This is a genomic window from Grimontia sp. AD028 (assembly GCF_000973155.1).
Taxonomy (GTDB): Bacteria; Pseudomonadota; Gammaproteobacteria; order Enterobacterales; family Vibrionaceae; genus Enterovibrio; species Enterovibrio indicus.
The window spans coordinates 33,840-51,826 of record NZ_LASY01000014.1 but is presented as its reverse complement, the minus strand read 5'-3'; the positions used below and the strand labels follow the sequence as shown (position 1 = coordinate 51,826).

At 51.1% G+C, this 17,987-nt stretch carries 13 protein-coding genes; 8 read left to right on the top strand and 5 right to left on the bottom strand.

Features of this window, described 5'->3' with window-relative positions; translation table 11 throughout:
* Positions 1–40: 40 nt before the first annotated feature.
* Positions 41–493, bottom strand: coding sequence for a GNAT family N-acetyltransferase (locus RN22_RS03295; RefSeq protein WP_046303067.1), 453 nt, complete (start codon positions 491–493; stop codon positions 41–43).
* A 166-nt stretch (positions 494–659) separates the two neighbouring features.
* Positions 660–2,612, bottom strand: coding sequence for a bifunctional 2',3'-cyclic-nucleotide 2'-phosphodiesterase/3'-nucleotidase (locus RN22_RS03290; RefSeq protein ID WP_046303066.1), 1,953 nt, complete (start codon positions 2,610–2,612; stop codon positions 660–662).
* 271 nt (positions 2,613–2,883) lie between these two features.
* Between RN22_RS03290 and cysG the strand changes: the two genes are divergently transcribed.
* The 5 genes from cysG to cysC are packed head-to-tail and all read left to right on the top strand — an operon-like array spanning position 2,884 to position 9,077.
* Positions 2,884–4,305: a siroheme synthase CysG gene (gene cysG, locus RN22_RS03285; protein ID WP_046303065.1), complete on the top strand. Its 1,422-nt coding sequence runs from the start codon at positions 2,884–2,886 to the stop codon at positions 4,303–4,305.
* Positions 4,306–4,319: 14 nt separating this feature from the next.
* Complete coding sequence (gene cysD, locus RN22_RS03280; protein WP_002536513.1) at positions 4,320–5,228, top strand: sulfate adenylyltransferase subunit CysD; 909 nt, start codon at positions 4,320–4,322, stop codon at positions 5,226–5,228.
* A gap of 10 nt (positions 5,229–5,238) precedes the next feature.
* The gene (gene cysN / locus RN22_RS03275; protein WP_046303064.1) at positions 5,239–6,672 is read left to right on the top strand and encodes a sulfate adenylyltransferase subunit CysN; all 1,434 of its coding nucleotides are present in this window, start codon (positions 5,239–5,241) and stop codon (positions 6,670–6,672) included.
* 5 nt (positions 6,673–6,677) lie between these two features.
* Positions 6,678–8,405: an SLC13 family permease gene (locus tag RN22_RS03270; protein WP_046303063.1), complete on the top strand. Its 1,728-nt coding sequence runs from the start codon at positions 6,678–6,680 to the stop codon at positions 8,403–8,405.
* A 51-nt stretch (positions 8,406–8,456) separates the two neighbouring features.
* Positions 8,457–9,077 carry an adenylyl-sulfate kinase gene (gene cysC, locus RN22_RS03265; protein ID WP_002536509.1) on the top strand — a complete coding sequence of 207 codons (621 nt, stop codon included), beginning with the start codon at positions 8,457–8,459 and terminating at the stop codon, positions 9,075–9,077.
* Positions 9,078–9,172: 95 nt separating this feature from the next.
* On the opposite strand, the gene RN22_RS03260 is transcribed toward cysC, so the two are convergent.
* Together RN22_RS03260 and RN22_RS03250 are read right to left on the bottom strand one after the other, a co-directional pair.
* A complete protein-coding gene (locus RN22_RS03260; RefSeq protein WP_046303062.1) occupies positions 9,173–10,090 on the bottom strand; it encodes a TIGR03899 family protein in 918 nt (305 codons plus the stop codon).
* 293 nt (positions 10,091–10,383) lie between these two features.
* Positions 10,384–10,938, bottom strand: a complete 555-nt coding sequence (locus RN22_RS03250) for a YtfJ family protein (protein WP_046303061.1) — start codon at positions 10,936–10,938, stop codon at positions 10,384–10,386.
* A gap of 383 nt (positions 10,939–11,321) precedes the next feature.
* Between RN22_RS03250 and RN22_RS03245 the strand changes: the two genes are divergently transcribed.
* Positions 11,322–11,528 (top strand): DUF1107 domain-containing protein, encoded by a 207-nt coding sequence (locus RN22_RS03245; protein WP_002536503.1) that lies wholly within the window; start codon positions 11,322–11,324, stop codon positions 11,526–11,528.
* A 60-nt stretch (positions 11,529–11,588) separates the two neighbouring features.
* Here RN22_RS03245 and msrA read toward each other — a convergent pair whose 3' ends face one another.
* The gene (gene msrA, locus RN22_RS03240; RefSeq protein ID WP_197076241.1) at positions 11,589–12,224 is read right to left on the bottom strand and encodes a peptide-methionine (S)-S-oxide reductase MsrA; all 636 of its coding nucleotides are present in this window, start codon (positions 12,222–12,224) and stop codon (positions 11,589–11,591) included.
* 303 nt (positions 12,225–12,527) lie between these two features.
* Here msrA and RN22_RS03235 point away from each other — a divergent pair, with 303 nt between their 5' ends.
* Positions 12,528–14,252 (top strand): autotransporter assembly complex family protein, encoded by a 1,725-nt coding sequence (locus RN22_RS03235; RefSeq protein WP_046303059.1) that lies wholly within the window; start codon positions 12,528–12,530, stop codon positions 14,250–14,252.
* A complete protein-coding gene (locus RN22_RS03230; RefSeq protein ID WP_046303058.1) occupies positions 14,249–17,971 on the top strand; it encodes a translocation/assembly module TamB domain-containing protein in 3,723 nt (1,240 codons plus the stop codon). Before RN22_RS03235 ends, RN22_RS03230 begins: the two co-directional genes overlap by 4 nt.
* Positions 17,972–17,987: the final 16 nt, after the last annotated feature.

Sequence of the window (17,987 nt, the reverse complement as noted above, 5' to 3'; positions counted from 1 at the left end):
CTGCCATTGGGCAGCCTTTTTTACATCTGTTTACCGCCAATTAGGCTGCGACGCGGCGCATGTCGATGTGCGGAATCCCGTCTTCCAGATACTGCTCTGAAATTTCTTCAAAGCCGTGGCGACGATAGAACTCCCGCAGGTGATATTGAGCACCAATGGTGATCGGCGCTTTTGGCCACACGTCATGCGCCTGAATAATGGCTTGTTTGACCAGCTCACTGCCACAGCCGTTTCCGCGTTCGGTATTGGCGGTCACAATGCGTCCGATACTCATTTCCGGATAGGTGAGGCCGGCTGGCAGAATGCGGGCGTAGGCTGTCATTTTGTCATCACGGTATCCGAGCAAGTGTCGGGTTTCGGGATGGATGTCATGGCCGTCCAGCTCCGGATACGGACAGTTTTGTTCTACGACGAACACGTCGGTGCGCAACCTCAATAGGTCATAGAGTTGCCGGGTCGACAACTGACCAAAGGTCAGGGTTATCCATTGCATTATTGTTATTCCTGATTTTTAAAAATCTCTTGGGCTACTTTTTTCATAGCCCATTTCCCTTTGGGTAGCCGGATAACTTATAAAAAAACCGCGATCAAAGCCGCGGTTTTTCTGTATCAATTTTGGAGATTTTCAATAATTAAACATTGGGTTAACCAATCGTTAATTATTTCTTCAGGTCAATGCGATATTGCGCAAAGCCCACATCATCAGTACCCACTTTCTCCATTGGGTACTGACCCTTTGCCTTCACAAAATCAGCGGCTTTGTCACTTGGTGAGGTTTCAAACACCACCTTCAGATCAGCGTCGGTTTCGATTGGGGCAAACGACCAGTTATTGTCAGCCGTTGGGGTAACAACACCTTTCTCTTTGGTCACTGCACTGATGTAGTTGGCGACCACGGTGCGGTTTTCATCCGGTGAGGCGAAGGCAATGAAGTCATTACCTGTGCCAGGGAATTTACCGAGGTACGCACGGTAATTGTTGGTCGCAATCAGAAATGGCTGTGCCATATCAACGGGCTTACCGTTGAAGGTCAGGTTCTGGATACGCTCAGCATCCGCGTTGACCAGGTTGCAGTCACCGTCATAACGCGCTGGCTGGGTGATATCGACTTGGTAGTTCACGCCATCAATCACGTCGAAGTTGTAGGTGCGGAATCCATCCCAGTTGATGAGTGATTGCTGGGCGCTGGATTGAGGGTCGATTTGGTTAAACTGACCCGCGCTGCACTCCAGCCACTCTTTCACTTCTTTACCGGTCACTTTCAGTGTCACCAGCGTGTTTGGATAGAGGTAGAGATCCGCTGCATTTCGGAACGTCAGTTCGCCTGCTTCCACTTCGGTGAAATTCGCCGGGTCATTCTTACGGCCACCGGCTTTAAAAGGCGCTGCTGCTGATAGCACAGGAATACCGTCCAGATCCGGGTCACCCTGAATGAAACGCTCGACGTAATCTTTCTGCGCCAGGTTAACAATTTGTACCGTTGGGTCGTCCTGCACCAGCGAGAGGAAGCTGTACATCACATCGTTAGCTTTACCGATAGGCTGGTTGACGAAATCGCGAGTGCCTTTGTGGTCATGCTCTAACACTTTACGCATTTCAACGTCAGCGTCAGCCAGTGATTTGCCGTCAAAGATAGGGCGTGATTCGCTTTGTACCGGAGTCACAACCCACTCATCACCTTGCTTGTCGAGTTGTAGATCCATGATACCGACATGGCTGCCCCAACGACCTGGCATCACAGCAGCAACACCTTTGATGGTGCCTTTTTGGTTATCGACGCCTTTGATGTTGTCAAAGCCTTTGCCTGGAAACACCGCGTGGGAGTGGCCGAAGGCGATGGCATCAATACCGTCAACGTCGGCAAGGTAGTACACCGAGTTTTCCGCCATGGCTTTATATTCGTCTTGCGACAGGCCAGAGTGCGGCACAGCCACAATCACGTCTGCGCCTTTGGCTTTCATCTCAGGTACCAGCTTTTCCGCGCTGGCTTTGATGTCTTCAGCAATCACCTTGCCTTCAAGGTTCTTCTTGTCCCAAACCATGATTTGCGGCGGTACAAAACCGATATAACCGACTTTCACCAGATGAGCGTTGCCGTCGGTGTCTTTGAAGGTGTGCTCTTTGATGATGTAAGGATTGAAGTAGTGCTTACCGGTGTTGGCATCAATCACGTTGGCGGAGATATACGGGAATTTCGCGCCTTCCAGCGAGCGGTCGAGGAAGTCGAGTCCGTAGTTGAATTCGTGGTTACCGATGTTACCTACATCGTAGTCCAGCAGGTTCATTGCCTTGTAGACAGGGTGAACTTCGCCTTTCTCGATACCTTTCGCAGCCATGTAGTCACCCATCGGGCTGCCCTGTATTAGGTCACCATTATCGACCAATACGCTGTTTTCGACCTCTTCTTGTGCAGCCTTCACGAGCGTTGCAGTGCGCACCAGACCGATTTTTTCACTCGGCTTGTCCTTGTAGTAGTCGTAATCCATCACATTGGTGTGAATGTCGGTAGTCTCGATGATGCGCAGTTTAATGGTGTCCGCCATTGCTGGGCCTGCCATGGTAAGCATACCGGTCAGTACAGCGATAGAAAGCGGACGGGCTGAAAGAGTCATGATTATCTCCCAAGGACAGAAATGTGCCTGTATTTTGCATATCGACGACTAGGAATAGTTACATTTCATCTCTAACTGTGATCTATGACTTGATTAAGTGATATGTAATCGAATGCAGTGCTGGCGCGGCTTCGCAGCGGTTGGAGAAAATTTAGTCGCTATGAGAGTGAAGGTCTAATAGCCATAACGTTATAAAAAATGAATTTTTAGAATTTCAAGTAATAACATCAACTCTCTATAGTGGCCTCAATGGATTGAAAGGGCTGACACTATGGATTACTTGCCAATTTTCGCAAAGCTTGAAGGACGTGCTTGTTTGGTCGTTGGCGGCGGTGAAGTCGCATGGCGCAAAACGCGCATGCTGATGAAAGCCGGGGCGTCTGTCACCATCGTGGCGCCTGAAGCAGATCACGAAGTTATTGAAGCGGCTGAAAATGGCGAGCTGGTGTGGCTGAAAGAAGGTTTTAAACCGGAGCACCTCGATAACGTGTTTCTGGTGATTGCCGCGACTGATAACCCGCTGGTGAATGAGCTGGTTTCTAAAGCTGCCGACAAACGTCGCGTGCTGGCAAATGTGGTGGATGACACCCCGAAATGCAGCTTTATCGTTCCCTCTATTGTTGATCGCAGCCCGATCGTGATTGCGATTTCTTCTGCCGGTAAATCACCGGTTTTAGCAAGACTCATCCGAGAGAAGCTCGAAACCCTGATCCCGTCGCACGTTGGCCGCATGGCTAAACTGGCTGGCGATTTCCGCGACACCTTAAAACAGAAAATCTCGACCCTGAACGGTCGCCGTAAATTCTGGGAAATGGCGTTTGATGGCCGCTTTTCCTCACTGGTTGCTTCAGGTGACGAAGAGGGTGCCAAAGCAGAGCTTGAGCGACTGACTGACGGCGTTTCCTTGCAAGGTGAAGTGGCGCTGATCGGCGCTGGTCCGGGTGACCCGGGCCTTCTGACCCTGCGCGCGCTGCAACTGATGCAGCAAGCTGACGTGGTGCTTTATGACTATCTGGTCTCTGACGAAATCATGGAGCTTTGTCGTCGTGATGCCGAACTTATTTGTGTCGGTAAGCGAGCGAGCTATCACAGCGTATCGCAGGAAGAAACCAACGCCATGTTGGTGAAGTATGCGCAGAAGGGACACCGCGTGGTGCGTCTGAAAGGCGGCGACCCCTTCATGTTTGGCCGTGGCGGTGAAGAGCTACAAGTGCTGCAGGAAGCGGGCGTTCCGTTTCAGGTGGTTCCGGGCATTACTGCCGCAGCAGGTGCAACCGCTTATGCCGGTATTCCGCTGACACACCGCGATTATGCACAAACAGCGATGTTCATTACCGGACACCTCAAGAAAGAAGATGACAGTTTCCGCTGGGCGACACTTGCGCGTGGTCGCCAGACGCTGGTGATTTACATGGGTCTGATGAAAAGCGCCCATATTCAGCAGCAATTAATTCAGCATGGACGTGACCCGGAGACTCCGGTCGCAATCATAGAAAACGGCACGCGTACCAATCAAAAAATCTATAAAGGCAAACTCAACGAGCTGGAGTCGCTGGCGGAAGGTGTAGGTTCCCCTGCATTGATCGTCGTCGGCGAAGTGGTGCAGCTCTCAGACCAGTTGAACTGGTACGGAAAGCAATCATTCGAAGCGGTAGGTGATGTTCGTGCACCGTCCGTGGTTAATTTAGGCTAAGGAAACAACATAGAATGGAAGCCAAAACTCTTACCCACCTCAAACAGCTTGAGGCAGAAAGTATCCACATCATTCGTGAAGTGGCGGCGGAATTCGATAACCCGGTGATGATGTACTCCATCGGTAAAGACAGTTCCGTGATGCTTCACCTGGCTCGTAAAGCCTTCTATCCGGGCAAGATCCCTTTCCCTCTTCTGCACGTCGACACTGACTGGAAGTTCAAGGAAATGATCAAGTTCCGCGATGAAACGGCGAAGAAATATGGCTTCGAACTTCTGGTACACAAAAACCCAGAAGGTCTGGCAGCGGGCATCAATCCGTTTGACCATGGTTCTTCCAAGCACACCGACATCATGAAAACCCAGGGTTTGAAGCAGGCGCTTAACAAATACGGTTTTGATGCAGCATTCGGCGGTGCGCGTCGTGACGAAGAGAAAAGCCGCGCGAAAGAGCGTGTTTACAGCTTCCGCGACAAGAACCACGTCTGGGATCCAAAGAACCAGCGTCCTGAGCTGTGGCACACCTACAACGGTCAGGTGAACAAAGGCGAAAGCATCCGCGTATTCCCGCTGTCGAACTGGACCGAGCTGGATATCTGGCAATACATCTACCTCGAAGGCATCGATATCGTGCCGCTGTACCTGTCTGACGTGCGCCCAGTGGTTGAGCGTGACGGCATGCTGATCATGGTTGATGACGACCGTATGAAGCTGCAGGAAGGCGAGGAAATTGAACACAAGAGCGTCCGTTTCCGCACCCTGGGTTGTTACCCACTGACCGGTGCTGTGGAGTCGGAAGCCAACACCCTGACAGGGATTATTGAAGAGATGCTGGTGGCGACCTCGAGTGAGCGTCAGGGACGTGCGATCGACCACGATCAGTCCGCCTCCATGGAATTGAAGAAACGTCAGGGATACTTCTAAGGGATTAAACATGAATAGTGCTATTGAACAACAAGTGGCCGAGCTGGGCATCGAGGCCTATCTGGACCAACATCAGAACAAATCCCTGCTGCGTTTTCTGACTTGTGGCTCGGTGGATGACGGCAAAAGTACGCTGATCGGCCGCCTGCTGCATGACTCTAAGCAAATTTATGAAGATCAGTTGGCAGCGATCCACGCAGACAGCCAGAAAGTGGGCACCACAGGTGAAAAACCGGACCTGGCGCTGTTGGTAGATGGTTTGGCCGCTGAGCGCGAGCAGGGCATCACCATCGACGTGGCATATCGCTACTTCTCGACCAAAAAACGTAAGTTCATCATCGCGGATACTCCGGGACATGAGCAGTACACCCGTAACATGGCGACCGGTGCGTCGACCTGTGATCTGGCGGTTATCCTGATTGATGCACGTAAAGGCGTATTGGATCAAACCCGCCGTCACTCGTTTATCGCGAGCTCGCTGGGCATCCGCCACTTTGTGGTTGCGGTGAACAAAATGGATCTGGTGGATTTCGATCAGGCACGTTTTGAAAGCATCCGTGATGATTACCTGGCGTTTGCTGAGAAGCTGAATGCGGACATCGATATCAAACTGGTGCCACTGTCAGCGCTGGAAGGCGACAACGTGGTAGACCGCAGCCCAAGCACCCCTTGGTATGACGGCGATACCCTGCTGACCTTGCTGGAAGACGTAAACGTGACTGCGGAGAAAGATAACGGTGCATTCCGTTTCCCAGTGCAGTACGTGAACCGTCCAAACCTCGACTTCCGTGGTTTCTCCGGCACCATCTCCGGTGGTGAAGTACGCCCAGGTGATGAAATCAAAGTGCTGCCATCTGGTAAAACTTCGACAGTTGCGCGTATCGTAACTTTTGATGGCGACCTGGATTACGCACACGCAGGTCAGGCAGTGACCATTACCCTGACTGATGAAATCGACATCAGCCGCGGTGATTTGATTGTGCCGGCTGCTGATACCCAGCAAGCGACCAACAAACTGGCCGCGCGCATTGTTTGGATGGCTGAGCAACCGCTGGAAGTGGGCCGTCAGTATGATGTCAAAGTCGCGGGCAAGAAAACCGTGGGTGCCGTGAGCAAAATCCGCCATCAGGTGGACATTAACTCACTGGAAACGTTCGACACTGACAGCCTGCCACTGAACGGCATCGCTGAATGTGAGGTTGAACTGACTGAGTCCGTGCCGCTCGACGTTTACACTGATTGTGCCGACACCGGTGGCTTCATCCTGATTGATCGCCTGACCAACGTGACCGTGGGTGCAGGTATGATCAGCGAGCTGCTCGAAGACAATGTTGCCCAAACTTCAGGTACTGACATCTCTGCGTTTGAGGTAGAACTCAACGCGCTGATCCGCAAGCACTTCCCACACTGGAATGCACGCGACATCAGTAAGCTGTTGGGGTAATTTCAATGAGCTGGGATCAGTCTCTGGTGTTGGGATTGCTGCTGGCGATTGTGGCAGGTTTGGTGTTTACCAAAATCAAACCTGCCGTGCTTTTCGCAGGCGTAGCTTTCGTTGCATTTCAATCCGGACTGGTATCGGTGGAAGCGATGGCAGGGAACTTCACCAACAGTTCCCTGTTAACGCTGGTACTCCTCATCCTTGCCTCTGCGGCACTGGAAAAAACACGTTTGGTCAGCTGGGTCAGCGGGCAACTTGCCAGCGGCCGTTTAGGAACCGTCGTCGCTAAGTTAGGCGTGTCGACCGCGTTTCTAAGCTCTTTTACCAACAACACTGCTGTCGTGGTTTCCCTGATTGGTGCGGTGAAGCGTAACCGTCGTCATGCGCCATCACGACTGCTGATTCCTCTTTCTTACGCAGCCATCCTTGGTGGCACCCTTACCCTGATTGGCACCTCGACAAACCTCATCATTAACAGCTTTGTGGAAAGTGCTGGTCTGCCTACACTGAGCTTCTTTGCGCCATCGACGATTGGCCTTGCTGTGTTGGCTGGCGGTCTTCTGGTGTTGATCCCGTTTTGTTATCTCCTTCCTAACTATGACGACGACAGTGATGACGATTTGCCATATGTACTGGAAGCAGAAGTCAAAAGGGGCTCGCCATTAGCGGGTAAAACCGTGTCTGAAAATGGGTTGCGTGCGCTTCGGCGTTTGTATCTTGCGGAAATCGTACGCGATGGTGAGCTTATCGCCCCGGTTTGCCCGGATACTGTGATGCGCGAAGGGGACAAGCTTCAGTTCTGTGGCGATGTGGAGAGCGTGGCGACCTTACAGGAAATCGAAGGTTTAGTGCTGTTTGGTCAGCATCACATCAACGGACAGAATCTTCTTGAAGTGGTAGTGAGCCATAGTGCATCGATTCTCGGTAAGACGCTGAAAGAGGCCAAATTCCGTGAAAACTTTGATGCGGTTGTGGTCGCTATCCGCCGCGGTCATGAAAAGCTCGAAGGCGGTTTAGGCAATATTACCCTGCTTGCCGGTGACACTTTGGTGATTGTCCCTGGTAAAGGATTTGCGAAAGAGCAACAACGCATGCAGCGCGAATTCGTGCTGGTGAATGGTTTGGACTCCAGCGCGCGCCTCGATAGCAAAATGAGCACTTGGGTACTGGCAGGTTTTGCTGCAGTAATTGGTTCCGCTTTAATGGAGTGGATGCCACTGCTGAATGGTTTGGCTGCCTATCTGACAGTGCTGTTGCTGACAGGTGTGGTGAATCTGGTGGAGCTGAAACGCCGCTTCCCGGTTGAGATCGTGGTGATTGTCGGTAGTGCGCTAAGTCTTGCGCAGTTGATGATCCAATCTGGGCTTTCTGAGCAAATGGGCGAGCTGTTTATCTACTGGTTTAACGGCTGGGGCGTTTATGGCGCGCTGATTGCAACCTATTTGCTAACGCTGGTGTTAACGGAGCTTGTGACCAACAATGCCGCAGCGGCACTGTCATTTCCGATCGGATATAGCCTCGCTCTCGGATATGGCGTAGATCCAATGCCGTTTATTATGGCAGTCTTGTTTGGTGCCAGTGCGAGCTTTATTTCGCCATATGGTTACCAGACTAACCTTCTGGTCTACAGTGTGGGTAATTATCAGTTAACGGATTACCTGCGGATTGGATTGCCGTTGTCGTTGGTGTACTCCGCATTGGTGTTGGGTCTTATCCCTCTGTTTTTTCCATTTTAATCACCTCAAAGGCCAATAGAGCCTGAGATGAGGTCAACAAAGGATTGAGTTATGAGTGCAGCGGATACGCCGCATCCGGATGAAAACGTCGTTTGGCATAAACACGTTATCGACAAACAATACCGCGCAGAACAGAAAAAACAGCGTCCGGCGCTGCTTTGGTTTACTGGCCTTTCAGGCTCTGGCAAATCCACCGTAGCTGGCGCGCTGGAAAGCAAACTGGCACAGATGGGTTACCACACCTACCTGCTTGATGGTGACAACGTGCGTCACGGTCTTTGCCGTGATCTGGGCTTTTCTGACCACGACCGCCGCGAGAACATCCGCCGTGTGGGTGAAGTCGCGAAACTGATGACAGATGCGGGTTTGATTGTCTTCTCCGCGTTTATCTCTCCGTTCCGCGAAGAGCGCCAATTAGTGCGTGAACTTCTGCCTGAAGGTGAGTTCTTGGAAGTCTTTGTCGATACGCCTTTGGAAGTGTGTGAATCACGCGACCCGAAAGGCCTCTACAAAAAAGCCCGTGCGGGCGAAATCAAAGCCTTCACCGGTATCAGCTCTGCCTATGAAGCACCGGAAGCACCGGAAGTGCATCTTCATACTGACGAGCATTCGGTTGAAGCTTTGGTGGATCAGTGCATTGCATCACTGCGCCAGGCAGGCATTATCGGCTGACTCTGATAGTTGCTAAAAAATGAAAAACGGCTGGGACTTCCCGGCCGTTTTTGTTTTTAGCCTTTCAGTGCTTCATCCCCCAAATAGGGTGGAGATTAAGCTTTCTCGTTGACGGTGGAGCCTACATCGCTCTCTACCACAAATGCTTTCGAAAGCAGCGCCATCAGGGCATCGAGATATTCAGGATGCGCTTTTTGACCCACGAGTTTTGCGAGCTCATTACCTGTTGGGCTGAAGCGATAGTAGTAAATCCGAATGCCTTTTTTCAGTGGCGTGAGCATAAAGGTTTTGTTTTGTCCCATCAGCGGGAAGGAAGCAGGCGGCTCAAGCAGGCCAGATTCCAATTCGGTTCTCAATATGAGTCCCAAATCCATCAATAGCATCAGGTCGGTGAATGGCAATTTGAAATTTCCCAGCGCCAAACGCTCGGCAATGTCCGGTTTGAAATAGCGCTTCATGCCATCTTCCGGTTTTCTAAACCCCGTAATCAGCTTGTTGCTGCCATCGCCGCCGAAGGTACAGGCTAATGCGCAAGCACGTTGAAGAGCTTGTGCTTCGCGTTGTGTCATGGTTTCCAGCAATGACAGGGCCTTCAGCGAAGTGCTGCCGGGTTTAATGATTTCCTGTTTCAGGATCCGTGCCCACAGGTTTTGCATGCCATCGCCATAGATGGTTTTTGCCATTTCAAAGAAACGGTACAGCCAGTCCGGATCGGGTGAGCTCGCTGTTTCATCGCGACAAAGATCGTTACAGATCTTGATGATTTGCTCGAGGTTCTCTTGCTGTTTCTGTTTGATCTCAAGCTGGCGGAAAGCAGCTCGGGTAGTCAGGGTGTCGTGTTCAATATCGTGCAGCTTTGCATCAATGTGGTGAGCAGCAGCAATGGCGGCCAGACGATGCTGACTGGATTTAATGTGGCTCTCCTGCTGGCTTTGTGACTTTTCGCCACGCTTCGGGTTCTCTTTTTCGACACTCTCGGCGTCAATCACGACTGGTTTGTTTGGTTCGGCCATGCTATTCCCGCTTTGAACACGTTAAGGTAATGTTTTCGCGATGGTTTGGCGCAAATCGTGTGCAATCAACTATGTTAAAATTAAATTAAATTTGTTAACATTTATCCATGTTATGGAAGCGAAAGGAGGAATGATTGCTGTGAAGAAGTTCAAGTTGAATTCAGTCAATATCCTGCTTGTCGTGTTTTATATTGCCACGCTGCTCTATCTTTCTCAGTTTATCGGCTAATTTCCGCGAAACATTAAAAAAACCCGCTTTGAGCGGGTTTTTTCATTTCAGGCAGTGAGCAAGATCACTTCATGAGCTTATTCACTAAATCAATCACTTGAGTGATCTCAGCCTCATTCAGAGCACCTTCTTTAACAAAGCGAACGGTGCCTTCGGCATCTAGCAGCACGATGGCTGAGCTCTCGTCCTGAAGTCTCCATGCGCCAGCAACAGCACCGTTTTTATCCAACACAATGGATGACCAGCTGAATTCTTTTTTGCTGTCTTCTGCTGAAGATTTCACAAAACCACCGGTTCCCCAGATGGCATCATCTTGGTTGATGATGGTGGTGGTTTGGTATTGTTCTCTAGGAAAATCAGCCGCTTTGATTGCTTCAATCAAAGGAGCATTCATTTCCTTGGAGCTGCTTCGGCCAGCTATCGCCTGAATGATGCGGACTTTACCTGTGAGATCGGCGCTGTTCCAAGTCTGATAATTGACACTGTCGCCATTCAGGGTGAGTTCGCCATGTTTTTCAACGGAGACCGAAGGCAGCGCCTGACCGTTTGAGAGGTTGTGAGCCGAGGCAAAGGTGGAGATGAGAGCAGTCGCCAAGGCCAGAGTTTTAATACGACGCATGAGAGATTGTTTCCTGTTCATTGATATTTAGTTTTTATGCGTAAGCCCACTGAATTTGTTCAGTTTTAAGGCTACGTTAATCAATATAGCCGATACAGGATGTGAGCCCGAATCAATAACTGGCCTTACCACTCAAATTTCGACATTGGATCGCTATCTCTTTGAATCTTTTTTAAGACGCTGTGTCGTATATTTGCCATGTGAGAATTTTTGTCTACGCTTAGTTCGGTGGGGGAAACCTGAGTCCATTGTGTTGTCAAAGTTGTTATGGCCACTGCCCCGAACACTTGGCATTTAGATTGCATCGTACAAATGTCAGCCAATCCTGAACGGAATGGCGTGCAATGCAGGTCTTTTATCATTGGCATGGAAGGAGTTCATCAATGTTACGTATATTTCATCAATACCGTCCTCGTCAGGTTGCCCGCTATGTAAAAGGCTTTTTCCGCGGAAGAGTATATATCGATGGCGTAGGCGCCTTTGAGTTTGACCGAGGCAGGCTGTTACCGCCGCACAACAAAGATAAACGCGCGCTGGCGGTGATGACCGAAGTCAACAACGAAATCAAAGCGATGGCAGCGGCTGCCTGATAAGACTTTACGAACATAGAAAAACGCCCGTCGTATGACGGGCGTTTTGCTTTTCAGGGGTTATCTTTCCCACGGTGGCAGACAAACCCCGGTACCACCAATACCACAATAGCCGTTTGGATTTTTCTCCAAGTACTGCTGGTGATAGGTTTCAGCAAAGTAGTACGGGCCTGCTGGAGCAATCTCTGTCGTGATTTCAGCTTTGCCTTCCGCGTTCAATGCGGCTTGGTATGCATCGCGGCTGGCTATTGCTGCCGCTTTCTGATCGTCATCGAAATAGTAGATAGCCGAACGGTACTGGGTACCCTTGTCATTTCCCTGACGCATACCTTGCGTTGGATCGTGACTCTGCCAAAATTGTGTCAGAATTTCCTCCAGAGAAATACGCGCAGGATCGAACACCACTTGCACCACTTCGGTGTGGCCTGTCTGTGCACTGCATACGTCTCTATAGGTCGGATTGACGGTGAAGCCGCCGCTGTAGCCGACTGAGGTAGATGTTACGCCATCAAGTTTCCAGAACAGGCGCTCTGCGCCCCAAAAACAGCCCATGCCTAGGAGAATTTGTGATTGTCCGGCGGGTACCTCTTTACTCAACAGTGAGCCATTGACGGCATGCGGTTCTGACGGAATAATTTCGTCGAGTCGATCTGGCAACGCCTGATCAGCGGTGATGGAGAGTTGCTTGTGGTTGATAAGCATATATCGACTCCTTGTCGTGTCTGGATTGCGCCTGTCTTTCTGTCGGGTATCCACGATGGAACCATACAGGCTGGAAAACACAAGAACGGCGCAATGAGCTTATTCTTTCATTGCTGCTCGAATCGGCTCAAGCTGCACGCATAAGATGATTCTGCCGCATCCTCATATGAATCGTTGAGGACATTTTTCCTTGCATTGATGCATATTTGCAACAGAACAACCGAGTACATGGACGGTCATACTGTCACTAATCTTATTTTAAACAGGCTCTCAGGGTGAGAGAAAAGCATACGGTTGATGATTAAGAAACGATTAATACCTTGGGTTGTCGTCGCAACAACATGGGTTCCTGGGGTAGCAATCGCCGAAGTGGACTTCGATATCAAAGGGTTGGACGATGCCCTTGAGCAGAATGTCTCCATATACCTCGACGCTATCCCTGCCAGCGAACGCCGGCTGACGTTCCGTTTTCAGTCCCGCGTCTCTGATGAGGTGGCAAAAGCGCTGCAGGCGCTGGGATATTACAACCCTACGATTGCTTATAAAGTCGAGGACAAAGAGTCCATTGATGATGCCACGGTGGTGCTGGATATTACGCCTGGTGAGCCTGTGCGCATCGCACAAGTGGATATTGAGCTGACGGGTGATGCAAAAACCGATGAGGCATTTACCGATCTTCTGAAAACCGCGCCGAAAGTAGGCGACGTGCTTAATCAGGGGCAATACGATGCCCTGAAATCGTCGATTCAAAGCCTTGCAGTGCGTCGCGGTTACTTCGATGCCGAATACACCCTTTCCCGTTTGGAAGTGGCACCTGGTCGCCATCAAGCCTTTATTCGCCTGCACTTCAGCAGTGGTATGCGTTATCACTTTGGCTCGGTGATTTATCATAACAGCCAGATCAATGAAGAGCGGCTCGACAGTATGCTGACCTTCAAAGAGGGCGACCCGTATCTGGTGTCAGATTTAGGGGCGTTTAACCAGTCGCTTTCGAACACGGGCTGGTTTTCTTCTGTGCTTGTTGAAGCAGGGCTCGATGATCTTCGTGATGATAGGGTGCCAATTTCCGTCAACCTAGAACCTGCACCGCGCAACCAATTTGAAACCGGTATTGGCTATTCCACTGATGTAGGGCCTCGGGTCAAAATCGGGTGGAAAAAGCCTTGGTTTAACAGCCGTGGACATAGCCTGAATACCGACTTGTATGTCTCTCAGCCAAAACAGACGCTGGAATCTACCTATAAGATCCCGCTTGAAGACGTCCAGCGTGAGTACTATCAAGTGCAGGTGGGTCTGGAGAATCTCGATAACAACGACACCGAAAGTTTGGAGCTGACGTCCTCAATTTCCCGTCACTGGAAGTACGACACTGGCTGGCAACGCGCGCTCTATCTCCGCTGGCTCTACTCTGATTACACTCAGGGCAGCGTCTCGAACATTTCAAATCTGATCCTGCCGGGCATTAACTTTTCCCGTGTGCGCAGTCGTGGCGGGGCGATGCCGTATTGGGGAGACAAACAGTCGATCACCTTTGAGGCGGGCGACCCTGCACTATTGTCAGACATCAGTATCTTCCGCGTGGTGGGGCAGACGGCCTGGATTCGTAGTCTGAACAGCGATAACCGTTTCCTGACTCGCGTGAATGCAGGCGGTATTTTTACCAGTGAATTTGAGCGCGTGCCGCCATCGCTTCGCTTCTTCGCGGGTGGTGATAACAGCATTCGTGGCTATAGCTATGAATCGATATCCCCACGCGATAGCGAAGGCAAGCTCGAAGGCGGTGCATATATGACGACAGGTTCGTTGGAGTATAACTACCGCGTGACGGGCAACTGGTGGGCCGCACTGTTTGTCGACGGCGGTGATGCCTGGACGAGCAGCGACCCGGAATGGAAAACCTCAGCAGGTGTCGGTGTCAGGTGGGAGTCGCCGGTAGGTCCTATCCGATTTGATATTGCCCATGGCTTTGAAAATAAAGACGATGATTTCATGATCCACTTTAGCCTTGGACCAGAACTATGATGCGTTGGATCAAGCGATTCGTTATCGCCATCGTATTGTTGTTGGTTCTGGTCGTCGCCGGTGTCTTTGCGGTGTTGCTGACCCCCGCGGGTGTGAAACTCGCGGTTTGGGGTGCTCAAAAAGCCCTGCCTGAGTTAACCATAGAAAAAAGCAGCGGTGCGCTGCTGAATGGCTTTGCACTGGAAGGTGTGGCTTTCAACATGGAAGGCTTCTCGTTGTCGGGTAAATCTCTTTCCCTTGATATCAACAGCCGATGTCTGAGTGGTCCTGCGCTGTGCGTGGAGTCACTGACGGGTGACGGCATTGAGGTGGTGGTAGGAGAAACTGAGCCATCACCGGAATCGCCGCCTTCAGAGCCCCTGACGGAAATTAAAACGCCAATCCCACTCTTTCTCAACGGCGTCGCTCTCTCGGATATTTCTCTCGATATTCTCGGCACCAAGGTGCATTGGGACAGTCTGACCACCGCTGCCCAGATGCAGGGCAACACGCTGACGTTAAAGCCTACCGAATGGAAAGGCATCAAGGTCGAGCTTGCCCAGAGTGAAGAAAAGCCGTCTGACCCTGCTCCGTCTCCAAGCAGTTATGCACCGATTGAACTGCCCGCCGTGAATATTCCGCTGAATGTGGTGATTGAAGGCTTTGCACTGAAAGATGCAGAGCTCCTGTTACCGCAAAAACAGGTGATTCACGAGTTCTTTGTCAAAGGCAAAGCGGGCGGTTATGACATTGCTTTGGATGAAGTCCGTCTTGATGCTGAGCAGGGTAAAGTGACGCTCAATGGCGATATCACGCTGCAAGATAACTATCCGCTGAACCTTGCTGCCAAGGCCAATGTTCGGATGGAGCCATTGCAGGGACACTCACTGACGCTGGATGCAAATGGTGACCTTCGCGATTTGGCGCTTAATGCGAATCTGAAAGGCGTGCTGCAAGCCGTGCTTTCCGGCAAGTTGGATGTGCTTGATCCCAACCTGCCTTTTAATGTGCTGCTGACCAGTAAGAACCTGCAGTGGCCGATTGACACTAAAGCCGAATACACATTGGCTTCCACGGCGATTAACGCCAGCGGTAGCCTGAAAAAATACAGTGCATCGGTCAAAACCCAAGCGTCCGGTGAAGTGATTCCTACTATCGACTTGTCGACCAAGTTAACGGGGGATCTCGGCAAAGTGATGCTGGGGGATATCTCGCTGAAAACCCTCGGTGGTGGCATTGATGGTTGGGCAAGTGTCGATTGGTCTAAGCAGGTGAAATGGCAAACCCGACTGGCATTTTCCGATATTCAGCCAGGGCTGCAGTGGCCGGAAGCAGAAGGAAAGCTATCTGGTGAGGTGCAAAACAGCGGTGAACTGACGGAGCAAGGCGGTTGGTTAGTGCGCCTGCCAGAGCTTGATATTGAAGGCATCATCCGCGATCAGGGGCTGGATTTAAGCGGCCAACTCAATGCCTCGGATGTGAAAGGCAAAGGCGACTTGCTGGTAGAAACCAATGGGCTTTCCCTTCGCCATGGTCCAAACCAGATTGATGTGTCTGGCAAGGTGGATAAAGCGCTGGCGCTGAAACTCAATCTCAACCTTCCCAAGCTTTCTGCTTCGGTGCCGCAGGCTGGCGGCAGTATTCAAGGCAATATCGGTCTTTCAGGTACGCTGGAAAAGCCTGAGGCGGCGCTGCAAATCAATGCCAATGCGTTGCGTTGGGAAGAGCTGGTCACGGTGCAGGATGTCAGTATCCGCGGCTCTGTGACGCCACTTCCTATCATTGGTGGTGGTCTGATTGTCGATGTGAATGGCGTGAAAGCAGAAGGCGTAGAGGTGAAAACCCTCGCGCTGCGAGCGTCTGGTGATGAAAAAGATCAGACCGTGAGCCTTAAGGTTGATGGAAAGCCTGTGGGGGCAAACCTCTCCGTTCGTGGCAGTTTGGACAGGGAAAAAGGCTGGAAGGGAAGCTTGTATTCTTCTTCGCTCACAACGCCTGTAGGACCTTGGAAGCTCGCGAATGATATTCCTCTTGATGTGGCTTTTACATCGGGTGCTGTCGATATTGGCGCGTTTTGCTGGACACAAAAACAAAGCAAAGTGTGTCTGGACAAGCCCGCAAAAGTGGCGGACAGCGGCGAAGCCCAACTTTCTATCGTCGATTTCAACCTAGATATTGTGCAGTCCTTCCTGCCTGTGACGACCACGATTGAAGGACTGGTCAATGCCAACGCCAATGTCGCGTGGATGCCAAACACACTGCCAAACCTGAAAGCATCGGTAGATTTGTCAAAAGGGAAGGTGACGGAACAGTTGGATGCGCCGCTGACCATTGGTTGGGATGCTGTGAACATTGATGCGACGCTGGCTAATAACACCCTGAACGCAGATGTGCTGCTGGCATTGACTGACAACGGTAAAGTGTCGCTCAACGCGGTAATGGGGGATTTGGAGAGCAAGAAACGCACCCTCAAGAGCACCTTCGGCATTGATAATATCGACCTCGACATTCTTGCTCCGGCTTTGGGTGAAGACACCACACTGGCGGGAATGCTGAATGGTAAGGTTATCCTCAATGGCGACTTGGATGCGCCAACCGCCAACGGCAGTATTGAGCTAAGCGGCCTTCGACTCCAGAGCCTTGCTGCGCCTGTGGAGGTGAGGGAAGGTCAGATAACGGCGTTGTTAAATGGCACCAATGGTCGCATCAATGGTGATATCAAAACGCCGGATGGCGATCTGGTACTTACCGGTCAGGCGGACTGGAAAGATCTTAATGCCTGGCTGGCATCACTGAATGTGAAAGGACAACGCCTGAAAGTCGTCGTGCCGCCAATGGTTGCACTGGAAGTCAGCCCAGATATGACGTTGAATGCGTCGCCGAAGTCTGTGAATGTGAATGGCAATGTCTCGGTGCCTTGGGGGCGTATTGTGGTGGAAAACCTGCCAGCATCGGCGGTGCAGGTTTCGAGTGATGTGGTGATCCTGAACGACGATCTTCAGCCTGTTTCTGAGGAAGAAAGCAACCCGATCACGGTGAACGCTAACATTGCGGTCAATATTGGTGATGACGTTCGCCTTGAAGCCTTTGGTCTGAAAACCAATCTGGTAGGTAAACTGGATGTGGCCAGCAATAGAAAAGGACCAAACATTAACGGCGAGATCAATCTGGAAGAAGGGACATACCGTTCATTTGGTCAGGATCTGCAAATCAAAAAAGGTCAGATCCTGTTTAATGGTCCGCCTGAGCAGCCGTATCTGCAAGTGGAAGCGATCCGCAATCCAGATGCCATTGAAGATGGCGTCGAAGCAGGTATCCGTGTGACAGGACCTGCGGATGCACCGGAAGTACAGGTGTTCTCAGATCCTGCCATGCCGCAGGCAAATGCCCTGTCTTACCTTACACGCGGTCGAAATCTGGACAGCGAATCAGACGGCAATGCGATGACGTCGATGCTTATTGGCCTTGGCCTTTCCCAGAGCGGTAAGCTGGTGGGTCAGATTGGCGAAGCCTTTGGTGTGCAGGATTTAACCGTGGACACATCAGGTAGCGGTAATGACGAGAAGGTCGAAGTGTCTGGTTATATTTTGCCGGGGCTTCAAGTGAAATATGGTGTGGGTATTTTTACCAGCTTGCCGGAATTCACGGTGCGTTACCGCCTGCTGTCTGATCTTTATGTTGAGGCGGTTTCCGGCGCGGACAATGCGGTCGACCTGCTTTACCAGTTCAGTATCAAGTAACCAAAGGTCAACAGAT